Below are 16,232 nucleotides of genomic sequence, written 5' to 3' on the forward strand. Positions count from 1 at the left end.
AGCAGATTACAACACCTCGCGAACCGAGATCCCCAGCCGCTGCATTCGTGACAGCAGCGTGGTGCGCTTCATCCCTAATCGCGTCGCTGCGCCACGGGGCCCGGCAACAATGCCATTGGTTTCTCGCAATACCTGAACAATGCGCTGACGTTCTTCTTCGTCATTCTCTGGCGTCGTCGGGTGCAGTAACTGCGCCATTGAACTGCGAAGCGCTGAATCTTCATTTAGCGTCGGCAGTAAACGGCTTTGTCGGACATTTAGATGTAAATTCAGACTGTTACCACGAGTCAACAGTACCGCCCGCTCAATCACGTTTTCCAGCTCGCGCACGTTGCCCGGCCAATCCCACGACATCAACTGGCGTAGTGCCTCGGTCGGGATGGCGTCAATTGCGCGATTCATATGGCGCGCCATTTTTTGCGTGAAATGTTTTGCTAAAAGAGGGATATCTTCCGGACGGTCGCGTAGCGGCGGCAATTCCAGTGGGAAGACATTCAGGCGATAAAAGAGATCGCTGCGAAACTGGCGATCTTCAACCATTTGCCACAAATCACGGTTGGTGGCGGCAATGACTCTGACATTCACCGGGATCGTTCTACTCCCGCCGAGACGCTCAATCTCCCGCTCCTGCAATACGCGCAGCAGTTTAGGCTGAAGTTCTAACGGCAGATCGCCAATTTCATCGAGAAACAACGTGCCGCCATCGGCAATTTCAAAACGACCACGATGGGTATTAATCGCACCAGTAAACGCCCCTTTGTCATGACCGAATAACTCACTTTCCAGAAGACTGGCGGGGATGGCAGCGCAGTTGATTTTGACCAGCGGCTTGTCGCGTCGCGGGCTAAGTTGATGGATCGCTCTGGCGATCACCTCTTTGCCAGTTCCGGTTTCACCACAAATCAACACCGTACTGTCGCTCTTCGCCACAATATCTACCTGCTGGAGCAGGTCTTCCATTGCCTGGCTTTGATAGATAATGTCACCGATGCCCAGATTCGAAAGGAGCTGCTCGCTAAGCTGGTGGTTTTCTTGCTGCAAACTTTCCTGCAAATCGGTCATGCTACGCCAGGCATCGGCATTGCCAACGGCAATAGCGATGCGATCGGCTATGTGTTGTAGTAGCTGGCAGTTTTCCTCACTAAAGAGAGTGGAAGAGGTATGCGCCAGCAACAATGCACCCGGTGTATGGTTGCCAAAGGTAAGCGGTATAAGGAGCGCAGATTCGCAGCCGTTAGATGCAAGTAAGAGTAATAACGGGTCGCGTTGCCAGAGAAACAGATCATCTGCACGGTGCGTCAAGGTCGGTTGTCGGGTTTGTAGCGTTTGTGTCAGCAATACACTTTCGCCAGGCATACAGCGTGGCAGACACGCACAATGTGAGGCAGAAAGATCGCTGCACCACAGGCTGAACTTCTCGTTCTTTCGATGATCGCCCAGTACCATACTGACTGAAGCCAGACCGAAAAAATGATGGATCTCACGAGCGACGTCAGCGATCAGATCGTCGAGATCAAGATGTGACAGCACTGCATTAGTAATATCAACCAGTACCCGATGATGATCGCGATCTTTCTCCAGCAAACGCAGCGCCACCTGCTGTTCTTCATCATTGAGCCATGATTGCAGAACCGGGGTGATTATCCGCGCCAGCCAGTTAAACAGTGTGCAATCCTGGGAAGTAAAACGACTGCCGTGGGTGCGAATAAAGCGTAGCTCCGCCATTCCACTACTGCCGAGAAGGACGGCGTGACGCGAATAATCGACCATCTCGCCCTGATACTCTGTTGTTGCCGTCACATCGCTGCCATCATCATGGTAGCGGTAATAGAAGTTGCTTTTGAGAACATGCAGTTCAATAAGTTGTACCGGGCTGAACGGCGGCGGCAGCGGGATGAAGGCGCGTAATAAAGACGCCTTGCCGTGTTTCTGTGCTAACCGCTCCGCGAGCATTCCGTTTACCGCTTCAATTGTTATTCCTTGTGGCGGGGCAAACATCGCCTCGTCTGACATAGCCATCAACAGTCCTTATTAATGAGAAATCCTTCTCACGCAATTTTTCTGGCCATCAGATAGATGGCCGGTTCCTGCACAATTTCATCCAACAGATGAATGAATTGAATGCTACGCGCCTGCCACACAGACGTCGCGTCATCCGCCAGTGGCGCGAATGCCCGGGTCAACAGGGCGGTGTGGCTGGCGTCAATAACAATCTCACCAAAAGTCATCACCCCCAGCATCTTACGTCGGGCTTGCTCCTCTTCGACCAGTGCAAGCCAATCTTCGTATTCCGTCAGTGGGCAGCGGAAGGCGACATTCAGACAATCAATCACGCCAACGTGATGGCCGATAGCTAGCGAGTAATACATTACCTGAGAGCTGTGTTCCGGCATCTCGTCGCTACTGGCGACAAACTTTTTTCGCAGCGTCCAGAAAACAATTTCCCCGCACTCTTCAGTCATGTAACCCCCGGAGTACGCGAAAGAGTTGCTGAACGATACTATTGAGACGTGGATCGTCGGCATCGCGCAACCAGGTGTTAACCCGATTTCCTGTAGGATCGTCGCTTAAATGGCGCAGGAGCCGATCGCAAATTTCTCGCCCCTGACGATAGCCCGCCAGCCGCCGCGCTTCTCGCTCAATGGCGATACGCTGTGATGGCGGGATCTGCGGCCACAACGGTTGCATAGTCACCCCGGTGGGATCGCGATAATCCACAGCGTGAATCTTCTGTTGCAGCAAACCGAGCGCCACGGCGAAACCGTGAATGGTGGCGGCCGGTGTTGGCGGGCAGCCGGGGATCCAAACATCAATGGGGACAATGGTGTCGCTACCGCCCCAGACGCTGTAGAGATCGTGGAAAATACCGCCGCCGACACCGCACGCGCCGTAGGAAACACAAATTTTATGATCGGGGGCAGACTCATACGCCCGAAGTGCAGGCATACGCATCGCCCGGGTGACTGCGCCAGTAAATAACAAAATATCGGCGTGACGCGGTGATGAAACAACCTTAATGCCAAAACGTTCTGCGTCGAATACTGGTGTAATGGCAGCAAAAATTTCGATTTCACAGGCGTTGCAGCCGCCGCAATCGACGCGATAAACGTAAGCCGAGCGACGGATATCCTGTAGCAAATGCCGCTTCATCTTTTGCGTTTGCTCGTCCAGCGTGATGGGCTGGCTGACATGTTGTGTAAGCACTGGACTCATAGCTGCTCCTTAGCCACCAGCAGTACATCTGTATCGTCGTTGATCAGCGTCGCGCGTTGTTTGCATTCCGGGCAGACGCTCGCTTGCGCCCACAACATTTCGCGGTTTTGTGGCGCATTTTGTTGCTGTGCTAACAATTCAGCAGCCAGTGCGATGGTTTTTTGCGGGGCAAACGGGCGTTCGCAACGGCTGCAACGTTGTAGATGGAACGTCGCGCGGGTATAGAGATCGGCTTTATTGGTGACGGTCAGTTCAAAGTTATTGGTAAGCTGGATGGCTCTGGTCGGGCACACTTCTTCACAACGTCCGCAGTAAATACAACGCCCCAGATAGAGCTGCCAGGTGCGCGAATTTTGCTGGTCGTCGGTCTGGATAGTCAGCGCATTTGCCGGACAAGCACAGGCGCAGGCACCGCAGGCAATACATTGGCTGGGCATCAGGTCCGGTTTTCCGCGAAAGCCAGGGCTGACCTCCAGTGGCGCGAAGGGATATTTCACCGTCGCGGTTCCGGCGCGCATAATAGTTTTCAGTAACTTCAGCATCTTCTGTCCTTACTTCAGCGGCGAACGGTTACGATCAATGCCGTAGCGTTCGATCTCTTTATACGGCACGGTTTTTGACTGGCGCTTGCGCACATCTACCAGCGTCACACGGTCGGTACAGGAGTAGCAGGGATCAAGGCTACCGATAATCAGCGGTGCGTCAGAAACGGTATTGCCGCGCAGCATGTAACGCAACACCGGCCAGTTGGCGTAGGTGGCGGCACGGCAGCGCCAGCGGAACAATTTTTGGTTATCACCGAGCATGCTCCAGTGCACGTCTTCACCGCGTGGCGCTTCAACAAAGCCCAGCGCGAATGCGTGAGGTTTATAGCTAAAGCCTTCGGTCAGCAGTGGGGTATCCGGCATGTTGTCGAGGGCAAATTCCAGCATTGCCAGCGAATCAAACGTCTCTTTGACACGGACCATCACGCGGGAGAAAACATCGCCGCCGGTAAAGGTAAACAGTGTTTTTGGAATATTGCCGTAGTCGGCGTAGGGGTGATCAAAGCGCAAATCACGGGCGATTTGTCGGTCGAGAATGCCAATGCCCTGAGTGCGTTGTTCCATATTCGGCGTAGCAAGCAGCATCTCTACCAGCTCCGACACGTCGGCGCGCATCTCGCGCACCAGTTTCAGCGTTTGCAGACGTTGCTCTTTGAGAATATCGCGGCGAACACCACCAATCAGATTCAGACCGTAGGTTTTACGCGACCCGATCAGCAATTCCGCCATCGTCATCGACTTTTCCCGCACGCGGAAAAATTGCATAAAGCCGGTATCAAAACCAACGAAATGGCAGGAGAGGCCAAGGTTAAGCAAATGACTGTGTAGCCGTTCGACTTCCAGCAGAATCGAGCGAATAGTATGTGCTCGTTGCGGCACCTCAATCCCCAGTGCATTTTCAACCGAATTGGTATAGGCCACACTGTGGGCAAAACCGCAAATCCCACACACGCGGTCCGATAAGAAGGTCACTTCGTTGTAGCCCATCCGCGTTTCTGCCAGTTTCTCCATGCCGCGATGGACATAAAACAGGCGGTAATCAGCATCGACAATTTGCTCGCCATCCACAAACAAGCGGAAGTGACCCGGTTCATCGGAGGTGATATGCAGCGGGCCGACAGGGATCACCCGCGCATCGCTGTTGCCCTCATTGATAAACGGATACGTTTCGGAATCAGTCGTCGGTTCAGGGCGCAGTCGATAATCCATCGCATCTTTGCGCAGCGGATGCATATCTTCCGGCCAGTCATCGGGCAACACCAGGCGACGCTGATCCGGCAGGCCAACCGGAATCAGCCCGTACATATCGCGAATTTCTCGCTCGCCCCAGACCGCGGCAGGGACGCGCGGTGTGACTGACGGAAACTCCCGACTGTCGGCATCGACCAGCGCCTTCACCACAATCCAGCATTTTTCGGCCCCTTCCATTGAAAGGGCATAATAAACCGCGTAATGACCGTTAAGTGTCCGCTCGTCGTTGCCAAACAGGACCGGAAGCCAGCCATCATGTTGATAATAAAGATACTGTACAACGTCAGGCAGCAGATTGATTTTCACCGTAATGGTGACCTGTTCAGGCGTTTGTCGCTCTTCATCCAGCACCGCGCCGGGGAACTGCGTTTTCAGGGCGGCGAGAATCGCTTCGCCACGATTTGACGATGAATTAACGTTCACTGTGTTTCTCCGAAACAGATGCGGTGCCTGAAGGCAAAAAATCATGCCAGGTGCTACGTTGTGCAGGCAGATCGTGCGTCCCTGAGAGGACTATAGTGGAAGCGCCCGCCAGGATCCTGATGACAGGTTGTGGAATATGCGTTCCCATCGCCAGCATCATGACCAGCAGAATCACCATTGGCGAGGTGGTCAACCAGCCGAGATCACCCCGGTTAACGGCCTGCGGCGGTTTCGCCATTAACACCCGCGCAGCCATCCGTACCAGGCCCGCCAGCACCAGCGTTAACAGCAATAACAGCAGGACGATAATCAGCAGGTGATTACGTGCCAGTCCGGCGGTAATGGTCATAAATTCGCTAAGAAAAATGTTGAAGGGCGGCATCCCTGCCAGCGCCAGCGCACCGCCGCCAAACAGCACGGCGGTAAATGGCATGATTTTGAGCATCCCACAGACGACGTTGAGATCGCGCGTGCCGTACTTGAGCAGTACATTGCCGGAACCGCAGAACAGCAGCGTTTTTGCCAGACTGTGGTTTAAGATGTGCAGCAGCGCGGCAAAAATTCCCAGCGGCCCGCCAATGCCTAGCTCCACCGCGACCAGCCCCATGTTCTCCACGCTGGAGTACGCCAGCAGACGCTTAATGTCCCGCTGTACCAGAATGAAAAATGCCGCCACGGCAACCGACAACATGCCGAAGATGAGCAACAACCGGTTGGGGAAATCGCTGCCGATGGCTTGGCAAATAATGATGTAATAGCGAATCAGCACCAACAGCGCGCAGTTCAGCAATACGGCGGAGAGCAGGGCGCTGACCGGACTCGGCGCTTCACTGTGAGCATCCGGCAGCCAGGCGTGCATGGGAAATAGCCCGGTTTTGGTACCAAAGCCAATTAGCAAAAACACAAAGGCCAACAGCATTAATGTTGGGTCAAGCAAGGACGATTGCTTAAGAACCTCGCTCCAGAATATCGCCATTTCTGCCTGCGGCATAACGCTGGCGGCGTTGGCGTATACCAGCACGGTACCGAACAGACCAAAAGCGACACCAACAGTACAAATAATGATGTACTTCCATGCAGCTTCCAGCGATGAACGCTGACCGTAAATGCCTACCAGAAACGCCGAGCTTAAGGTGGTGGCTTCGATCGCCGCCCACATCACAATCAGGTTATTGCTGGTAACAACCAGCAGCATGGTGAACAAAAACAGATGGAAGAAACCGTAGTAATCGCACAGCGTAACGGGTGAAAGCTCGCCGTGTGCCACTTCATGACGCATGTAGCCAATCGAGTAAATACCGGTGAGAAAGCCAATCACACCAAGAATGGCGAGGAACAAACCGCCCAGACCATCAATATGAAGCCACAGTCCCGCAGCGAATATTTCTCCTGCATCAGCGGCAGTTTGGACCACCCAGAGTGCCAGAATCAGCAGCAGTGTGATCCCTAAGCTATGTAATACGGTCACCGTGCGAGTCGCAGAAAGTCTCCGTTTCCGGCAGGCAAAACAGAGCAGCGAAAAAAGCAGCGGCGTGAGCAGGAGTAAAGCGAACATCACAGAATAACTCATCTCATTATCCCTTCAGCGCGGTCAAGTTGTTCACGTCCAGCGTGCCGTGGGTACGCCATATTTTTCTTGCCAGTAACACCATCACAATGACGGCGAAGATGGCGTCGGTAGCGATACCTATTTCCACCAGTTCCGGTGCTCGCCAGGCAAGAAGCGCCAGCACCAGATGGGAGCCGTTTTCCATCAGGCAGTAACCAAAAATTTGCCGCAGGATATTGCGCTGGCTGACAATGCACAGCAGGCCAAGCAGAAAATGACCTAACGCTACCGCCAGCGCCGGTTTCAGCCCGGTAGCCATCGGTAGCTTCACGGGCTGAACGACAAATGCGCAAAGCAGGACAATTAACGCCGCGAGCAGTGCCATCATTGCCGGACCGAATAACGCTTTTTCCGGGATGTTCTGGGGAATATTTCGTGCAGCGTAAGTCATGATTAACGGTACCAGCAGCACTTTGGTGATAAAGGCGCTGGCGGACCAGATCAGCAGTTGCTCTGCGGCGAACAGGCACGAGAGAGTGGCGAAAATAGACACCAGCACCAGTGACTGGCAGGCGTAAAATCCGCATGACAGGCGATAGCTTTTGACGCTAATCACAAACAGCGATGTCAGCATCATCAGTCCCGCCAGATTATTTACGATCATAGAACCGGTCATTCATCATCTCCTTACTGCAACCAGGTCGCGGCGATTACGCTGGAAATCAGCGACATCACAATCAGTACAATCAACACCAGGCGCATTGATCCTGGCAGCGGTGCGGCATCGGCGACGGCCTCGCTCGGTTTGCCAGGCACAACGCGACCAAACCAGCGAATAAACCAGGCGAAACTGGCGACCGATTCAATCATCAGAAGAATCATGGCGGGCAGCAGGATCCAGTACTCCACTGACAACGCAAAACCGGCAGCAAACAGCGGGAATTTACTGAAGAAGCCGTTGAACGGCGGCACGCCGGTAATCGCCAGCGCTGCCACGCAGAAACCCACGCCTGGCAACGGCAGGGTGTGCAATACGCCACGCAGACGCGGCAACAAGCGCGTGCCGCAGCTGTAACTCAGCGCACCTGCTACAAGGAAAAACAGGCTTTTAGCGAACGCGTGGTTGACGATGTAGGCGATGCTGCCCTCCAGCGCCAGCCGCGAGCCGAAGATGGAGAGCGACAAGCCGAAGAACATCCAGCCAAGTTGAGTGATGGTCGACCAGGCTAGCAACCGCTTCATATCCTGCTGTGGCAAATACATCAGAAAGCCATAAAGAATGGTGACCAGTGCCATGACCATGCCAACGCCGCCAATCACATGCGGGATATTGCCGCCGTCGATAATAGCGCGGGCAAAAATGTAAACGCCCACTTTCACCATCGATGCGGCGTGGAGATAGGCGCTGATCGGTGTTGGCGCTTCCATTGCGTCCGGTAGCCACGCTTGCATCGGTAGCTGGGCCGATTTCCCCCACGCGGCAAACAGGATGCCGCCATAAACCAGATAACGTGCGTCGCCGTGTAACTCGCTCATCGCGCTAAGCGCAAACGTTCCGGTCTGCAAAAACAGCGTGGCGGCGGCAAGATACAACCCCAACGAGCCGATATGAGTGATAAGTAACGCTTTTAGTGCTGAACGCTGCGCTTTATCGCTCTGGTAATAACTGATCAACGCCCAGGAGCAGCCGCCTGTAATTTCAAAAAACAACAACTGACCGAGCAGCGTCGAGGAGAGTACCAGTCCCGCCATCGCGCCGATAAACACCAGTAAAAATGCGTAATAACGATTCGTGCCGTTATGCGGGTGTTCGCGATTTTTATCCGTCAGATAACCCGTGGAGTAGATCGTGACCAGCAAACCGAGAAACACCACCACAAACAGAATCAGCGTACTCACGCGATCAATGACCAGGCCAAACAACGCCACATCCCCCACGTTGACCAACGTCAACGTGACGGCAACTTTATCGGCCTGATAAAACGCGGAGATCAGTGACAACATGCACAGCGTGGTCAGCGCGGCGAACAAAACCCCCCATTCGGCGGCCCGACGTTGTGGCGAAAACGAAACGACCAGTGCGCCGATAAAAGGCAGCAATAACGTCGTCAGAGCAAGATTTTCCATATTCCGTCAGTGCTCCTTACAGACCGGTTAACCAGAAGACCCATGCAAGCGCAGCAAGGCTGAAGCCAAGCCAGGTCACATGGTGAATGAGTAAAAAACGCCCGCGTGCCAGCGTGTTTTCTGCGATTGAGGCCAGTACAAAAATCAGCAAAACCTTGAGCAGCGTAACGACAAGTGAAGTCAGCAGGCAGGCGAGAGAAAGTTCTTGCGCGCGCCCAAAGGGCAGAAACAGGGCCACAAACAGTGATGCCATCACGACCTGTTTCAGCCCCAGCCCCCATTTCGCTAGCGCCAGCCCGGCACCGGAATATTCGGTCAGCGGGCCTTCCTGTAATTCCTGTTCTGCTTCAGCAACATCAAAGGGAATTTTTCCCATCTCAATGAAGCAGGCAAAACCACAGGCCAGTAACGCCAGTACGGTGGTTAGCGGCGAGTTCCAGCCCATCGCCAGCGTATTGCTGATCATCTCGATATGCGTGGAACCTGCTATCAGCGCCAATACCAGCAGTGAGAGAATAAGCATTGGTTCGACCAGAATGCCGAGCGTCAACTCGCGACTGGCACCGACTCCCGCAAACGGACTTCCGGTATCCAGCCCGGAAAGAGCAAAGAAAAAACGAAACAGGGCAAGAAGATAGATAAGGGTGATCAGATCGCCGCCGCCCGCAAAAGGGGAAACGGTAATAAACAGTGGTAAGGCCATCGCCAGCACCAGCATGCTGCTGATTAATACCCACGGCATCAGGCGGAACATCAGACCTGAAGATGTCGGCGCAACTTCCTGGCGTTTAAACAGTTTGTGGATATCGCGATAATCCTGCCAGATCCCCGGCCCGCGGCGGGAGTGCATACGCGCGCGTATCTGCCGGGAAATACCCGTAAAAAGTGGGGTTAGCATCAGCAGAATCACGGCCTGTGCTAACGCAAAAATGACCAGATATCCGTCGCAAAGAGTTTGTCTCATGGTGATTTCCTTAGACGGCAATAGCGATTAGCAGCACAACCAGTGCGGCGACCACATACAGGCAATAGAGACGAAAGTCGCCGCTTTGCAGATGCTGTATTTCTTTGGCCAGCCGTTGGGTGGCGCTCACGATGGGGCGGATCACCCGCTCATCCCAGAAGGGTTCTGTGCTCTGAGCCCTGGCGGTGACGTGCGCAAGACCTTTATTTAGCCTCAGCGTAGGGTCGAGCTGTTGTCGTAGACGAAATAGCGCAGAAAAGACCACACGCAGCGGCTGCATCACGCCATTGCCTGACGGGGCCATCGCATTTTCCCAGCCGTAGCCGCATGCCCAGGCATCTCCTGTGCGACGAAACGCTGCGCGGCGCGAACGACACCACAGCCAGTAAAGGCCAGGCAGCAAAGGCATCGCCAGTAGTAACAGCAACAGTAATGAGGGGGTGACCTGTGTATGAAACGTGCCGGGTACAAGTGCTATTCCGCTGGCGACAGTGGCGGGAGGGGTATTGGTAAACGCATGGGCAATATGCATTATCTTCGGTGCCAGCCAACTGGCACTAAGCGCAATTAATACGCAGAGTGCCGCGAGCAGTAGCATGGCGACGATCATCGTATTTGGCACTTCCTGTGCCTCTTCAGCGTGTGTACTGCGCGGCGCACCACAGAAAGTAATACCGTACATTTTTACGAAGCACATTACTGCCAGCCCACCAGTGACTGCCAGCATTACCATAGCAATAGGACCCGCAAGTTGTAGCGCTACGGCTTCCACACGACTTAGTGAGAACAGCGACTGCCAGGTGTACCATTCGCTGATAAAACCATTCAGCGGAGGAATGGCTGATATCGCGAGGCAACCAATCAGGCATGCTGCGGCTGTCCACGGCATCCGTTTCGCTAGTGCCCCCATTTTTTCCATGTCGTGGGTATGCAAACGCGAAATAATCGCTCCCGCGCCGAGAAATAGCAGCCCTTTGAACAGCGCATGGTTGAGCAGATGAAACAGTGCGCCGAGCAGTCCAACCACGGTGAGCAGCGGGTCGTGCAGTGACAGACCGACCATCGCCACACCGACTGCCAGCAAAATAATGCCGACGTTTTCGACGGTACTCCAGGCCAGCAGCCGTTTGATATCCTGTTCCGCCAGCGCATATAGCACGCCCAGGAGCGCGGAGATTGCGCCGATCGCCATCACCAGAATGCCCCACCACAGAGGCAAACCCGTTTGCGCCAGCAGATCCATCGCTACTTTCAGGATGCCGAAAATACCTATTTTGACCATTACGCCAGACATCAACGCCGAAGCGTGCGATGGTGCGGCAGGGTGAGCGCGCGGCAACCAGCTGTGCAACGGCATCATCCCGGCTTTCGCGCCAAAACCGAAAAAGGCCAGCAGGAACACCGCCGACGCCAGCCCCGGAGAAAGTGAAAGCGTGCGGAAACTGGCAAAATCGAGGCTGCCGCTTTCGCGCCCCATCAGCAAGAAGGCGATCATTATCAGCACCGATCCGGCGTGGGCGATAAAAAAGTAGAGCATGCCAGCGTTGATCGACGTTTTATCCTGCCTGGCAATGACCAGAAACCAGGAAGACAGCGACATCATTTCAAACAGCACGATGAACCAAAAAGCGTTGTCCATCACCAGCAGGGCAACCATCGATGCGATGAAAATATTCATAAAGAAGCCCATCGCCGCCGCGCCTTTGCCCTCGTATTCGCGCATATAAGTCAATGAATAGAGAGAACAAACCACCACCAGCAAGGAGATAACCAGCACCATAAATGCCGAGAGGCTATCCATTCGCAGGGTTAAATCGGCAAATTCAAAAGGGGGGGCAAAACGGGCGACTAAAGTTACACCAGCATGTAATTGCGTAATTCCGCTGATGATGCCAATCACGCCGCCCACCAGCGATGTGATGCCGGAAAGCTTAATAGCCAGTCTGTCCAGACCGAGTAAAAACAGCGAAGCCAGACTAGCAAACAGATAGAGAATCAGCGACCAGGTTAATAATTGCAGGGCATCCATTAGCGTTGCTCCTGAGTGAGGGAAAGGGGATCCTCCCCGCCATTGGCAAACCAGCTTGCGGCAAGGCGCTGTTTTTCTTTCATCTGACGTTGCAGGCTATCACCGGTGATCAGCCGTAACGCCTGATTCGGGCAAGCGCGAACGCAGGCCGGACCTTCTGGCAAGAAATCACACAGGTCGCATTTCACCGCGACGGTCTGGACACCAGGTTCCCAGCGCAGCAAAGCATGTTGTGTTGGCGCGTTTTCTTCGCCGTCTTTGAGTGAGCCTTCAGCCTGAAAAACATATTGCGCATGGGCATTCACCGGACGGCTTCCTGAAGCGCTGATTGCGCCAAATGGGCAGACCACGGCGCAAAGCTTGCAGCCAATACAGAGGCTTTCGTTGAGTTGGATCGCATCATCCCTCTGAGAGATGGCATTGACCGGGCAGACCTGCAGGCAAGGGGCTTCCTCACAGTGATGACACACGACAGGGGCAGTGATTGTTGACGTCTTCGCCAGGGCCAGGCGCGGGTGTTGCTGTAAACCTTGCGTTTTATGCACGTCCGAACAGGCAGCGAGACAGGTATTACATCCTGTACACCACAGTGGTTCGGCCACCACAAAGCGGTTCATGTCGGCTCCTTGAAAATGATATGAAACATTGCATTTCATATTGCATAAAGGATGCCATTCTGATTAACTCAATATATTCAATAAGTTATGTATTAACTGGATTCTGAACGGTACAAAAATGATGGTCATTAACGTTCAGCAAAAAATGGATTCGACACCCGTGTCGCAGGGGAAAGCGAGAATGTGATCTTGATCACGAGAAGTGAGGTATGCTGGCCGCAAGCGCAGCCAGCACGGAATGGAGCAAAGTAATCAGGCGTGTTCTTTCAGCCAGTTCAGCACAACGTCGTGGTGATTGCTGGTTTTGAAATCGTCAAAGACATGTTCGATTTTGCCATCAGCGTCAATCAGGAAGCTGATGCGATGAATGCCATCGTAGGTTTTGCCCATGAAGGACTTTTCACCCCAGACGCCGAATTGTTCGCACACCTGGTGGTCCTCATCAGACAGGAGCGTAAAGTTAAGCAGCTCTTTTTCCGCAAAACGGGAGAGTTTTTCGGGTTTATCGGTGCTGATACCCAGCACATCAACGCCCGCTTTTTTCAACTCATCCATGTTATCGCGTAAGCCGCAGGCCTGTACGGTACAGCCGGGGGTCATGGCTTTCGGGTAGAAATAAACCAGAACACGCTGTCCCTGGAAGTCGGTCAAATTAACTTGTTCTCCGTCTTGATCCGGCAAGCTAAATTTCGGTGCGATATCACCGGCTTTCAGTGGATTCATTACTTAACTCCATCCTGTTCATCATGTTGGGAATAATTGACGACGTTAATACTGCCTTGTGCATTGAGTTCTGTACATAGGGCTTTGAACGCTTGCTCAATATTTGCTGCGTCCGCAGATGCGGGGCTGTGGGCGGTTATCTGAATATGCAACTGCGCAGCCCGTTCATTTTCAGCAGGTTGCGTGCGCGACACCAGCTCCGCAATGTTCATATGATGCGCGTCGAAAAGTGCTGTGAAGCGTTCAATTAAATGCGGGGAGTCTGCCACATCGACCTGAACCCAGACAGATGCTGGCATTGGCGGACGCGGACGCGCCGTCGTGCGCTTCATCACGATTAAAAGATCCAGTTCGGCACCTTTCAACGGTAACGTTGATTCAATCAGAGTAATGGCATTCCATGAACCGGAAAGCAGCATAATAAACGTGAACTCTTCTCCCAGCATCGCCAGGCGACTGTCTTCAATATTACAGCCGCAACTACTGACATGACGGGTGATGGTGTTCACAATTCCAGGGCGATCGGCACCCAACGCAGTGATCACCAGATAATGTTGCGATGACAGTGTCAAACTGGTTATTCCTTTAAGGGGTGAGTTGTTCTTAAGGAAAGCATAAAAAAAACATGCATACAACAATCAGAACGGTTCTGTCTGCTTGCTTTTAATGCCATACCAAACGTACCATTGAGACACTTGTTTGCACAGAGGATGGCCCATGTTCACGGGAAGTATTGTCGCGATTGTTACTCCGATGGATGAAAAAGGTAATGTCTGTCGGGCTAGCTTGAAAAAACTGATTGATTATCATGTCGCCAGCGGTACTTCGGCGATCGTTTCTGTTGGCACCACTGGCGAGTCCGCTACCTTAAATCATGACGAACATGCTGATGTGGTGATGATGACGCTGGATCTGGCTGATGGGCGCATTCCGGTAATTGCCGGGACCGGCGCTAACGCTACTGCGGAAGCCATTAGCCTGACGCAGCGCTTCAATGACAGTGGTATCGTCGGCTGCCTGACGGTAACCCCTTACTACAATCGTCCGTCGCAAGAAGGTTTGTATCAGCATTTCAAAGCCATCGCTGAGCATACTGACCTGCCGCAAATTCTGTATAATGTGCCGTCCCGTACTGGCTGCGATCTGCTCCCGGAAACGGTGGGCCGTCTGGCGAAAGTAAAAAATATTATCGGAATCAAAGAGGCAACAGGGAACTTAACGCGTGTAAACCAGATCAAAGAGCTGGTTTCAGATGATTTTGTTCTGCTGAGCGGCGATGATGCGAGCGCGCTGGACTTCATGCAATTGGGCGGTCATGGGGTTATTTCCGTTACGGCTAACGTCGCAGCGCGTGATATGGCCCAGATGTGCAAACTGGCAGCAGAAGGGCATTTTGCCGAGGCACGCGTTATTAATCAGCGTCTGATGCCATTACACAACAAACTATTTGTCGAACCCAATCCAATCCCGGTGAAATGGGCATGTAAGGAACTGGGTCTTGTGGCGACCGATACGCTGCGCCTGCCAATGACACCAATCACCGACAGTGGTCGTGAGACGGTCAGAGCGGCGCTTAAGCATGCCGGTTTGCTGTAAAGTTTAGGGAGATTTGATGGCTTACTCTGTTCAAAAGTCGCGCCTGGCAAAGGTTGCGGGTGTTTCGCTTGTTTTATTACTCGCTGCCTGTAGTTCTGACTCACGCTATAAGCGTCAGGTCAGTGGTGATGAAGCCTACCTGGAAGCGGCACCGCTTGCGGAGCTTCATGCCCCGGCTGGAATGATTTTGCCGGTGACCTCCGGTGATTATGCAATCCCGGTGACCAACGGTAGTGGTGCTGTCGGTAAGGCGCTGGACATTCGTCCACCAGCCCAGCCGCTGGCACTGGTTTCTGGCGCGCGTACCCAGTTCACGGGCGATACCGCTTCATTGCTGGTGGAAAATGGTCGTGGCAATACTCTGTGGCCGCAGGTGGTTAGCGTGCTGCAGGCGAAAAACTACACCATCACCCAACGTGATGATGCTGGTCAGACACTGACCACCGATTGGGTACAATGGAACCGTCTGGACGAAGACGAGCAGTATCGTGGTCGTTATCAAATCTCTGTTAAGCCGCAGGGTTATCAGCAGGCGGTTACGGTTAAACTGCTGAACCTGGAACAGGCGGGCAAACCGGTTGCAGACGCGGCTTCCATGCAGCGTTACAGCACGGAGATGATGAACGTTATTTCCGCCGGTCTGGATAAATCTGCCACTGACGCCGCGAACGCTGCGCAAAATCGTGCCTCCACCACTATGGACGTACAAAGTGCAGCTGATGACACCGGTTTACCAATGCTGGTCGTACGCGGGCCGTTCAATGTGGTTTGGCAACGTCTGCCAGCGGCGCTGGAAAAAGTGGGCATGAAAGTGACCGACAGCACCCGTTCGCAGGGCAACATGGCCGTAACTTATAAGCCGCTGTCTGACAGCGACTGGCAGGAACTGGGCGCGAGCGATCCAGGCCTGGCATCCGGTGACTATAAACTGCAGGTTGGCGATTTAGATAACCGCAGCAGCCTACAGTTCATCGATCCGAAAGGTCATACTCTGACTCAGAGTCAGAACGACGCGCTGGTAGCTGTCTTCCAGGCTGCGTTTAGCAAGTAAAAATACAGGGCTGGAATCATCCGGCCCTTTTTTCTGATATGATACGCAAACGTGTGCGTCTGCAGGAAAACGCGATTTTAGCGGTAATTCGCACGAAATTTGTTTGTCGGACGTAGTTCGGATAAGGCGTTCACGCCGCATCCG

The 16,232-nt window shown here is 53.5% G+C and carries 15 protein-coding genes; 2 read left to right on the forward strand and 13 right to left on the reverse strand.

Annotation, left to right across the window (positions count from 1 at the left end):
* Positions 1–6: 6 nt before the first annotated feature.
* The 13 genes from hyfR to KXD89_RS06160 all read right to left on the reverse strand — a co-directional run bounded on the left by hyfR (position 7) and on the right by KXD89_RS06160 (position 14,013).
* Positions 7–2,019, reverse strand: coding sequence for a DNA-binding transcriptional regulator HyfR (gene hyfR, locus KXD89_RS06100; protein WP_001251544.1), 2,013 nt, complete (start codon positions 2,017–2,019; stop codon positions 7–9).
* Between the two features lie 29 nt (positions 2,020–2,048).
* Positions 2,049–2,462 (reverse strand): hydrogenase 4 assembly chaperone HyfJ, encoded by a 414-nt coding sequence (hyfJ, locus tag KXD89_RS06105; protein WP_001326580.1) that lies wholly within the window; start codon positions 2,460–2,462, stop codon positions 2,049–2,051.
* Entirely contained in the window at positions 2,455–3,213 is a 759-nt protein-coding gene (hyfI, locus tag KXD89_RS06110; protein ID WP_000075558.1) for a hydrogenase 4 catalytic subunit HyfI, read from the reverse strand. The genes hyfJ and hyfI overlap by 8 nt, the downstream gene beginning before the upstream one ends.
* Complete coding sequence (hyfH, locus tag KXD89_RS06115; protein WP_000916055.1) at positions 3,210–3,755, reverse strand: hydrogenase 4 subunit H; 546 nt, start codon at positions 3,753–3,755, stop codon at positions 3,210–3,212. The genes hyfI and hyfH overlap by 4 nt, the downstream gene beginning before the upstream one ends.
* 9 nt (positions 3,756–3,764) lie before the next feature.
* Positions 3,765–5,432 (reverse strand): hydrogenase 4 catalytic subunit HyfG, encoded by a 1,668-nt coding sequence (gene hyfG, locus KXD89_RS06120; protein ID WP_001102321.1) that lies wholly within the window; start codon positions 5,430–5,432, stop codon positions 3,765–3,767.
* Positions 5,422–7,002, reverse strand: coding sequence for a hydrogenase 4 subunit F (hyfF, locus tag KXD89_RS06125; RefSeq protein WP_000122577.1), 1,581 nt, complete (start codon positions 7,000–7,002; stop codon positions 5,422–5,424). Before hyfF ends, hyfG begins: the two co-directional genes overlap by 11 nt.
* Before the next feature lie 4 nt (positions 7,003–7,006).
* Positions 7,007–7,657, reverse strand: a complete 651-nt coding sequence (hyfE, locus tag KXD89_RS06130; protein ID WP_000147987.1) for a hydrogenase 4 membrane subunit — start codon at positions 7,655–7,657, stop codon at positions 7,007–7,009.
* Between the two features lie 11 nt (positions 7,658–7,668).
* The gene (gene hyfD, locus KXD89_RS06135; RefSeq protein WP_000429104.1) at positions 7,669–9,108 is read right to left on the reverse strand and encodes a hydrogenase 4 subunit HyfD; all 1,440 of its coding nucleotides are present in this window, start codon (positions 9,106–9,108) and stop codon (positions 7,669–7,671) included.
* 16 nt (positions 9,109–9,124) lie between these two features.
* Positions 9,125–10,072: a hydrogenase 4 subunit HyfC gene (gene hyfC / locus KXD89_RS06140; RefSeq protein WP_001311024.1), complete on the reverse strand. Its 948-nt coding sequence runs from the start codon at positions 10,070–10,072 to the stop codon at positions 9,125–9,127.
* 10 nt (positions 10,073–10,082) lie between these two features.
* Positions 10,083–12,101 carry a hydrogenase 4 subunit B gene (gene hyfB, locus KXD89_RS06145; protein ID WP_000339455.1) on the reverse strand — a complete coding sequence of 673 codons (2,019 nt, stop codon included), beginning with the start codon at positions 12,099–12,101 and terminating at the stop codon, positions 10,083–10,085.
* Entirely contained in the window at positions 12,101–12,718 is a 618-nt protein-coding gene (hyfA, locus tag KXD89_RS06150) for a hydrogenase 4 subunit HyfA (protein ID WP_001336048.1), read from the reverse strand. Before hyfA ends, hyfB begins: the two co-directional genes overlap by 1 nt.
* A gap of 252 nt (positions 12,719–12,970) precedes the next feature.
* Positions 12,971–13,441, reverse strand: coding sequence for a thioredoxin-dependent thiol peroxidase (gene bcp / locus KXD89_RS06155; protein ID WP_001068682.1), 471 nt, complete (start codon positions 13,439–13,441; stop codon positions 12,971–12,973).
* Positions 13,441–14,013: a glycine cleavage system transcriptional repressor gene (locus KXD89_RS06160; protein WP_000176187.1), complete on the reverse strand. Its 573-nt coding sequence runs from the start codon at positions 14,011–14,013 to the stop codon at positions 13,441–13,443. Before KXD89_RS06160 ends, bcp begins: the two co-directional genes overlap by 1 nt.
* A gap of 145 nt (positions 14,014–14,158) precedes the next feature.
* Between KXD89_RS06160 and dapA the strand changes: the two genes are divergently transcribed.
* On the forward strand, positions 14,159–15,037 hold the full coding sequence (dapA, locus tag KXD89_RS06165) for a 4-hydroxy-tetrahydrodipicolinate synthase (protein ID WP_001311023.1): 879 nt from the start codon (positions 14,159–14,161) through the stop codon (positions 15,035–15,037).
* A gap of 16 nt (positions 15,038–15,053) precedes the next feature.
* Positions 15,054–16,088: an outer membrane protein assembly factor BamC gene (gene bamC / locus KXD89_RS06170; RefSeq protein WP_001297320.1), complete on the forward strand. Its 1,035-nt coding sequence runs from the start codon at positions 15,054–15,056 to the stop codon at positions 16,086–16,088.
* Positions 16,089–16,232: the final 144 nt, after the last annotated feature.

This window comes from Escherichia sp. TC-EC600-tetX4 (assembly GCF_019356055.1).
In the GTDB taxonomy this organism is placed as follows: Bacteria; Pseudomonadota; Gammaproteobacteria; order Enterobacterales; family Enterobacteriaceae.

Coding starts and splice junctions, on each gene's coding strand:
- dapA (WP_001311023.1), top strand. CDS start 14,159: ATGTTCACGGGAAGTATTGTCGCGATTGTTACTCCGATGGATGAAAAA.
- hyfF (WP_000122577.1), bottom strand. CDS start 7,002: ATGAGTTATTCTGTGATGTTCGCTTTACTCCTGCTCACGCCGCTGCTT.
- hyfJ (WP_001326580.1), bottom strand. CDS start 2,462: ATGACTGAAGAGTGCGGGGAAATTGTTTTCTGGACGCTGCGAAAAAAG.
- hyfB (WP_000339455.1), bottom strand. CDS start 12,101: ATGGATGCCCTGCAATTATTAACCTGGTCGCTGATTCTCTATCTGTTT.
- hyfI (WP_000075558.1), bottom strand. CDS start 3,213: ATGAGTCCAGTGCTTACACAACATGTCAGCCAGCCCATCACGCTGGAC.
- hyfE (WP_000147987.1), bottom strand. CDS start 7,657: ATGACCGGTTCTATGATCGTAAATAATCTGGCGGGACTGATGATGCTG.
- bamC (WP_001297320.1), top strand. CDS start 15,054: ATGGCTTACTCTGTTCAAAAGTCGCGCCTGGCAAAGGTTGCGGGTGTT.
- bcp (WP_001068682.1), bottom strand. CDS start 13,441: ATGAATCCACTGAAAGCCGGTGATATCGCACCGAAATTTAGCTTGCCG.
- hyfR (WP_001251544.1), bottom strand. CDS start 2,019: ATGGCTATGTCAGACGAGGCGATGTTTGCCCCGCCACAAGGAATAACA.
- hyfA (WP_001336048.1), bottom strand. CDS start 12,718: ATGAACCGCTTTGTGGTGGCCGAACCACTGTGGTGTACAGGATGTAAT.
- hyfC (WP_001311024.1), bottom strand. CDS start 10,072: ATGAGACAAACTCTTTGCGACGGATATCTGGTCATTTTTGCGTTAGCA.
- hyfH (WP_000916055.1), bottom strand. CDS start 3,755: ATGCTGAAGTTACTGAAAACTATTATGCGCGCCGGAACCGCGACGGTG.
- hyfD (WP_000429104.1), bottom strand. CDS start 9,108: ATGGAAAATCTTGCTCTGACGACGTTATTGCTGCCTTTTATCGGCGCA.